Consider the following 5,719-nt stretch of genomic DNA (forward strand, 5'->3'; position numbering starts at 1 on the left):
TAAGAAACTTCCAAACGGCGACACAGAACATGTCTACGAAAAAGTTGTTACTGCCCCTCAACAAAAACCGACTAAGCAATCTCCAACTACTAAAGCAACCAAAGAATTACCTAATACTGGTACGGAAGATCATGCAGCTTTGGCAACTCTAGGAGTACTTGGTTTGATGAGCGGATTTGGACTTGTGTCTCGCAAGAAAAAAGAAGACTAATTCTATACTCGAGATTCTAAGTAGTATCCATTAGTTTCTTAAACAAAAAACCAACTAATCGTTAGATTAGTTGGTTTTTGTCTATTCTCGATTTTTCCAAGCTTGGTAGCGAGTGTCAATCAAGAGTTGGGTTAAGCGTCCCATGATTTCTCTTTCTTCGGGAGTGAGGGATTGAGCTTGGACAAAGAGATGGTGAATGTGTTCAATGACCTTGAAGGAAGAAAGATCGTTGATAGAAGAGATGCCTGCATCGAGAATGATTCCAAAAAAGAGGTCAAAGTAGAGCTGCAGTTCAGTATCAGGGACCGTCTCAACCCATTCCTTGAAAGTAGTGTCGACTTGTTGGCTGTCACTATTGGTCTCGTCTAGTTGGACAAAGTGTTTGTCTTCAACCTGCCAACTAAAGGTGTCATGCTGAGCAAGGCCACCTAGAGCGGTGCTTCGAACGACGATTTTTTTGTCCGGAATTTCCAACATCATTCCGATGATAGAACCTTGTGGGACAAATACTTTCGTTCTTTCCATCATGTTTTGATAGCCAGGTGTTTCGGTTAGTTCCTTGTGAAGTCCAGGAGCATCAAAAGTATAGACAGCGACAATGTTTTTTTGTAAGACTGGATCGAGCTGACTAGCAGCATAGACGGCTAGATTGCCCCCTTTTGAGTGTCCAGCTATGACAACCTTTTGGTTAGGATGTTGAGCAAAAAAGTCCTGTAAATACTGAAGGGCGTGTTTTTGAGCTGGAATTTCTTTCATATAGGTCATATGGAAATCTTCTTTCCAACCAATGATACTATCATCCGTTCCGCGAAAAACAAGCAAATAGGTGTCGAGACTGATACGATAAGTCATGGCTGCAAACTGTTTTTGCAATTCAGGATCAATATCGTTAATAAAGTCTGAGAGCTTGCAATTTTTAAAGCGTTTGTGTTGAGCGAGCTGATTCAACAACTGGAGACGGTTTTTATTGGTCAACATCGTCGTTTCTCTAGGGATTTGAGATGCTAGATCTATGAGGCGCTTTGGTTCTTGGGTGACTACATCATCAAAAGCAAGGTAGGTTAATTCAGTCAAGGCAAGAACATCTAACTCGTTCACGGGGAGGTCATAAAAGGAATCGTATGCTACATCATTTAAGTAGTCAAAAATATTGGCCATAAAAGCTCCTTTCTCTATGTTTATCCTACCACATTTACCTAGAATTAGCTAGTAGGGTTTGATTGAAATACATAGAAGATAGATTGCTCCTATTTCAAACCTCTAAACGAGCTTACTTGTATGTTTTTGCTATCAATCCAATTTTCCTTTAAAAAGTTCTTCATCTCATTTACATCATCAGGCTGACCTGTGATGAGATAACTAGCTTGATTGCCGTATTCATCAATAGCACGTTTTAAAAATTCTTGACTTTGAGAAAGTTCCTCGCTAGTTTTATAAGTAAAATTCGGTGTTTTTTGAGCCAGTTCTTTCATCTCATTATCGAAAATAGTAACTCCTTTGTCAAAATGGTTGAGAATAATCGGACATTTACCAGCCCATTCTTTGATAAAGGGGCGTAGAGCAGAAATGCCGACATCAGATGCAAAGCAAACTAGTGGCTGATTCGTATCTTTAACAGACAAAGAGGAATCCAGCCAACTCATCTCAATCTCACTGCCAGCTGGTAAATGTGCCAAGGTGTTCTTAAAGTTACTACCACTATTATGAGTCAAAATGAGGATTTCATCTTCATCAGGTGTGGAGGCAATGGTTAGCCATCGACTGGTCTGCTCACCCTTGGCTTCGTTTTTCCTAGCAGCGGACGAGGTATCAGGGAGTGTAAACTTAGCATAAGCCCCAGCTTTCCAAATTTGATGACTCGGTTTTGTGATATGAATTAAATATAGATCTCCGCTGGGGTTTTCAATGGATTTTATAGATAATGTCTGGCTTCGTCCAAGATAAGCGATGGCACCCCAAGTTATAATACATATCGCTCCAAGTGTTGATAGAATGATAATAAACATTTTTTTACCTCTTTTCATTTTTTATGACTCCTGTTCTTAATTTTATGAATGAACTATAAAATTATTCATTCATATCTTTTCAAAAAATAAAGAAATCCATTCTTTATTTTAGAACTCCTTTAATGAAGTTGGTCGCAAGTATTTCAACAGTTTTGCCAATATCTGGAAAATCTTTTTCCGTGATATGCATATCCATATAGTAAAACAGATTATAAACCTGTAAAATATCTTGAATCTTTTCTGGCGAGTACCCTTCAGACTGCATACGATTTGTAAAAGTTTTAACTAGAAACTGATGAAAAGGATTTGCGACTTTGCCTTCTTCCGAGGAATAGTAGCTGTGTAACTCATCTGCGATGGCAGGATTGTACCATTCTGCAAGGATTTTATTGGAAGAAACGAGAGTTCTGGACTGAGCAAATAGTTGACCAATGAGGTCGATCATGTCAATTTCCCAATCCAGTTCTTCGATCATAGCTTGGCGAACACGGTTGTTTTCATCTATATAGATGTCTAGAAAAATGGCTTCTTTACTCTCGTAATAGTTATAAAAAGAACCAACTGCAACACCAGCTTGCCTAGCAATTTCTGAAATACCTGTTGCCTTGTAACCTTTTTTCGAAAAAACTTCATAGGCTGCTGTTTTTAAAGATTGTTTTTTGTCCAATATGATTTAACCTCCTTCGCTTTATGAATGAATAAATTTATTTGTTCATTCATATTCTAACAAATCATGGCTAGCTTGTCAATAAGAAGGCTAGATCTATTAAATAAGTTAAAGAAACGCTAGCTAAATGAGCACAAAAAGGAAAATATAGGATAAGGCTGGAACTATAATTAAAAATAAGGTATGATATCAGTGGGAATGTCCTCTATTTAGCATCTGTTTTCTGATCTGGTTTTGGGAAATAGGCTGCTAAACAGCATGAGATACTGATCCGTAAATCTGATATGAAGGATTTTGATATTTTGAGAAATAACAAAGGAGGAGCGCATGCACAAGATTTTACTAGTAGAAGATGACCAAGTCATTCGACAACAAGTTGGGAAACTGCTCTCTGAGTGGGGCTTTGAGGTCATTTTGGTAGAAGATTTTATGGAAGTATTGAGCCTTTTTGTTCAGTCGGAGCCTCATCTGGTCCTCATGGATATCGGTCTGCCTCTTTTTAATGGTTATCACTGGTGCCAGGAGATTCGCAAGATTTCCAAGGTGCCTATCATGTTTCTGTCTTCGAGAGATCAGGCTATGGATATCGTCATGGCGATCAATATGGGAGCGGACGACTTTGTGACCAAGCCTTTTGACCAGCAGGTTCTATTGGCTAAGGTTCAGGGCTTACTGCGCCGTTCCTATGAGTTTGGACGGGATGAAAGTTTGCTAGAGTATGCAGGTGTGATTCTCAATACCAAGTCGATGGACCTGCACTATCAGGGGGAAGTCCTGAGTTTGACCAAGAATGAATTTCAAATTTTGCGGGTCTTGTTTGAACATGCTGGCAATATCGTGGCGCGTGATGACCTGATGCGGGAACTCTGGAATAGCGATTTTTTCATCGATGATAACACCTTGTCTGTCAACGTTGCTCGCTTGCGCAAAAAGTTGGAGGAGCAAGGTTTAGCAGGCTTTATCGAAACCAAGAAAGGGATAGGATACGGACTGAAACATGCTTGATTGGAAATCATTTTTTCTAGCCTATCTGCGTTCTCGCAGTCGCGTTTTTACCTATATTTTTTCATTAGGCTTTCTCGTCCTTCTCTTTCAGTTTTTATTTGCTAGTCTAGGAACTTATTTTCTTTATTTCTTTCTGCTCAGTAGTTTTGTGACCTTCCTATTTTTGGCTTGGGATATATTTGCAGAAGTTCAGGTTTACCGGCAGGAAGTACTCTATGCTGAGCGAGATCCCAAGTCTCCTCTGGAATGTGCGCTAGCAGAAAAGCTCGAAGAGCGTGAGTCTGAATTGTATCAAAAGAAGTCTGAAGCTCAGAGCAAGCTGACGGATTTGCTGGACTACTACACCTTGTGGGTTCATCAGATCAAGACCCCCATTGCAGCGAGTCGTCTCTTGGTAGCAGAAGTCTCTGATCGGGAGGTTAAGCAGCAACTGGAACAGGAAATCTTCAAGATTGACTCCTATACCAATCTGGTGTTGCAGTATCTTCGTTTGGAAAGCTTCCACGATGACTTAGTATTTGAAAAGGTTCAAGTGGAGGATCTGGTGAAGGAAGTGGTTCGCAAGTATGCCCTTTTCTTTATCCAAAAAGGACTGACGCTCAATCTCCATGACCTTGACAAAATCATCGTGACTGATAAGAAATGGCTGTTGGTCGTCATTGAACAAATCCTCTCAAACAGTCTCAAGTACACCAAGGAAGGTGGGCTAGAGATTTATATGGAAGGTCAGGAGCTCTGTATCAAGGATACGGGAATCGGGATTAAAAACAGTGATGTCCTCCGAGTCTTTGAACGTGGCTTTTCAGGCTACAATGGGCGTTTGACCCAGCAGTCATCTGGACTTGGACTTTATCTATCTAAGAAAATTTCTGAAGAACTGGGTCACCAGATTCGCATCGAGTCTGAGGTTGGAAAAGGAACAACAGTACGCATCAAGTTTTCCAATAGGAATCTGATGATTGAGTGAGCATAGTTGATGATGACCTTATCCATCTGTGGAATTTTTGTTCTAGTCTATATCTCTATTTTCATGATAATGTCTAGAAGTTACCGTAAGATTGTCCAGATGTAAAAAATGTTACACTAGGAAACGACTAGAATATAGTCAAAAAATAAAAGAGGCAAAAATGAAAGAAAGTTATTTTGACGGAGGAATCCTAGATTATATTGGATACTCTATCTTAGTAGCCATAATTTTCAGGCTTACCTTGGGGATCGCAACATCTTGGGCGGTTTGCATGATGCAAAATTGAAAACCAAACACACGGTAGTGGATGAGCAACGTCTATACTTTGACGGGACTGGAGCACAACTGTTCGGCAACTGGATCAAGGGGTTTCTTCTAACCATCATCACGTTTGGGATCTATGGCTTCTGATTGAAAATAAAAATGAAGCAATGGATTGTCGAACACACCAATCTTGTTTAAAGATTAAAACGGCATCTTCTTTCAGAGGAGATACCATTTTTTTCTTTTTCGTATAAGGAAACAAAAGTTTCTTCCTTCTCTATCTGTTCAATTGATATATTTCTTCAGAGAAAGACTGTAAAATTTTTGATATAATGTTAAGGATAGACTGACGGATGCTTAAAAGATAATTTTCAAAAAAATAACAGGTGAGAATTAAAAATATGTAAGATTGAAAAGAAGTCTCTCTGCCATCATCCAAGCAGAAACAAGATTATATGAAATAAAAGGAGTAACCAATGACCGGAAATTATTCAACACGTGAATACCGTGAGAAATTATATGATGATCTTCATGTTCGATTAAGAGATATAGTGATTTTGATGTGTGCGATTTTTATTGCCTCTATCGGTCTAAATATG

The 5,719-nt window shown here is 39.2% G+C and carries 6 protein-coding genes and 2 pseudogenes; 5 read left to right on the top strand and 3 right to left on the bottom strand.

Features of this window, described 5'->3' with window-relative positions:
• On the top strand, positions 1 to 211 hold a 211-nt coding region (locus tag HMPREF3057_RS05810; RefSeq protein ID WP_142350350.1), incomplete at its 5' end, for an LPXTG cell wall anchor domain-containing protein.
• A gap of 81 nt (positions 212 to 292) precedes the next feature.
• Here the strand turns inward: HMPREF3057_RS05810 and HMPREF3057_RS05815 are convergent.
• The 3 genes from HMPREF3057_RS05815 to HMPREF3057_RS05825 all read right to left on the bottom strand — a co-directional run bounded on the left by HMPREF3057_RS05815 (position 293) and on the right by HMPREF3057_RS05825 (position 2,890).
• Positions 293 to 1,369 carry a DUF2974 domain-containing protein gene (locus HMPREF3057_RS05815; RefSeq protein ID WP_070696858.1) on the bottom strand — a complete coding sequence of 359 codons (1,077 nt, stop codon included), beginning with the start codon at positions 1,367 to 1,369 and terminating at the stop codon, positions 293 to 295.
• An 89-nt stretch (positions 1,370 to 1,458) separates the two neighbouring features.
• Positions 1,459 to 2,235, bottom strand: a complete 777-nt coding sequence (locus HMPREF3057_RS05820; protein ID WP_070696860.1) for a ferredoxin reductase domain-containing protein — start codon at positions 2,233 to 2,235, stop codon at positions 1,459 to 1,461.
• 85 nt (positions 2,236 to 2,320) lie between these two features.
• On the bottom strand, positions 2,321 to 2,890 hold the full coding sequence (locus HMPREF3057_RS05825; RefSeq protein WP_070569193.1) for a TetR/AcrR family transcriptional regulator: 570 nt from the start codon (positions 2,888 to 2,890) through the stop codon (positions 2,321 to 2,323).
• Positions 2,891 to 3,211: 321 nt separating this feature from the next.
• Between HMPREF3057_RS05825 and HMPREF3057_RS05830 the strand changes: the two genes are divergently transcribed.
• The 4 genes and pseudogenes from HMPREF3057_RS05830 to HMPREF3057_RS10210 all read left to right on the top strand — a co-directional run bounded on the left by HMPREF3057_RS05830 (position 3,212) and on the right by HMPREF3057_RS10210 (position 5,267).
• The gene (locus tag HMPREF3057_RS05830) at positions 3,212 to 3,889 is read left to right on the top strand and encodes a response regulator transcription factor (protein ID WP_070696863.1); all 678 of its coding nucleotides are present in this window, start codon (positions 3,212 to 3,214) and stop codon (positions 3,887 to 3,889) included.
• Positions 3,882 to 4,856, top strand: coding sequence for a sensor histidine kinase (locus HMPREF3057_RS05835; RefSeq protein WP_070696865.1), 975 nt, complete (start codon positions 3,882 to 3,884; stop codon positions 4,854 to 4,856). The genes HMPREF3057_RS05830 and HMPREF3057_RS05835 overlap by 8 nt, the downstream gene beginning before the upstream one ends.
• A gap of 6 nt (positions 4,857 to 4,862) precedes the next feature.
• A pseudogene (locus tag HMPREF3057_RS10585) lies at positions 4,863 to 4,961 on the top strand (peptide ABC transporter); the annotation flags it as partial.
• A 55-nt stretch (positions 4,962 to 5,016) separates the two neighbouring features.
• Positions 5,017 to 5,267 (top strand): annotated as a pseudogene (locus tag HMPREF3057_RS10210) (hypothetical protein).
• The last annotated feature ends 452 nt before the right edge of the window (positions 5,268 to 5,719 follow it).

The sequence above is a fragment of the Streptococcus sp. HMSC072D05 genome, assembly GCF_001815805.1.
In the GTDB taxonomy this organism is placed as follows: domain Bacteria; phylum Bacillota; class Bacilli; order Lactobacillales; family Streptococcaceae; genus Streptococcus.

What these genes read in the sequence shown, in the direction of transcription:
- HMPREF3057_RS05835 (WP_070696865.1), top strand. Translation starts at nt 3,882, where the DNA reads ATGCTTGATTGGAAATCATTTTTTCTAGCCTATCTGCGTTCTCGCAGT.
- HMPREF3057_RS05820 (WP_070696860.1), bottom strand. Translation starts at nt 2,235, where the DNA reads ATGAAAAGAGGTAAAAAAATGTTTATTATCATTCTATCAACACTTGGA.
- HMPREF3057_RS05815 (WP_070696858.1), bottom strand. Translation starts at nt 1,369, where the DNA reads ATGGCCAATATTTTTGACTACTTAAATGATGTAGCATACGATTCCTTT.
- HMPREF3057_RS05830 (WP_070696863.1), top strand. Translation starts at nt 3,212, where the DNA reads ATGCACAAGATTTTACTAGTAGAAGATGACCAAGTCATTCGACAACAA.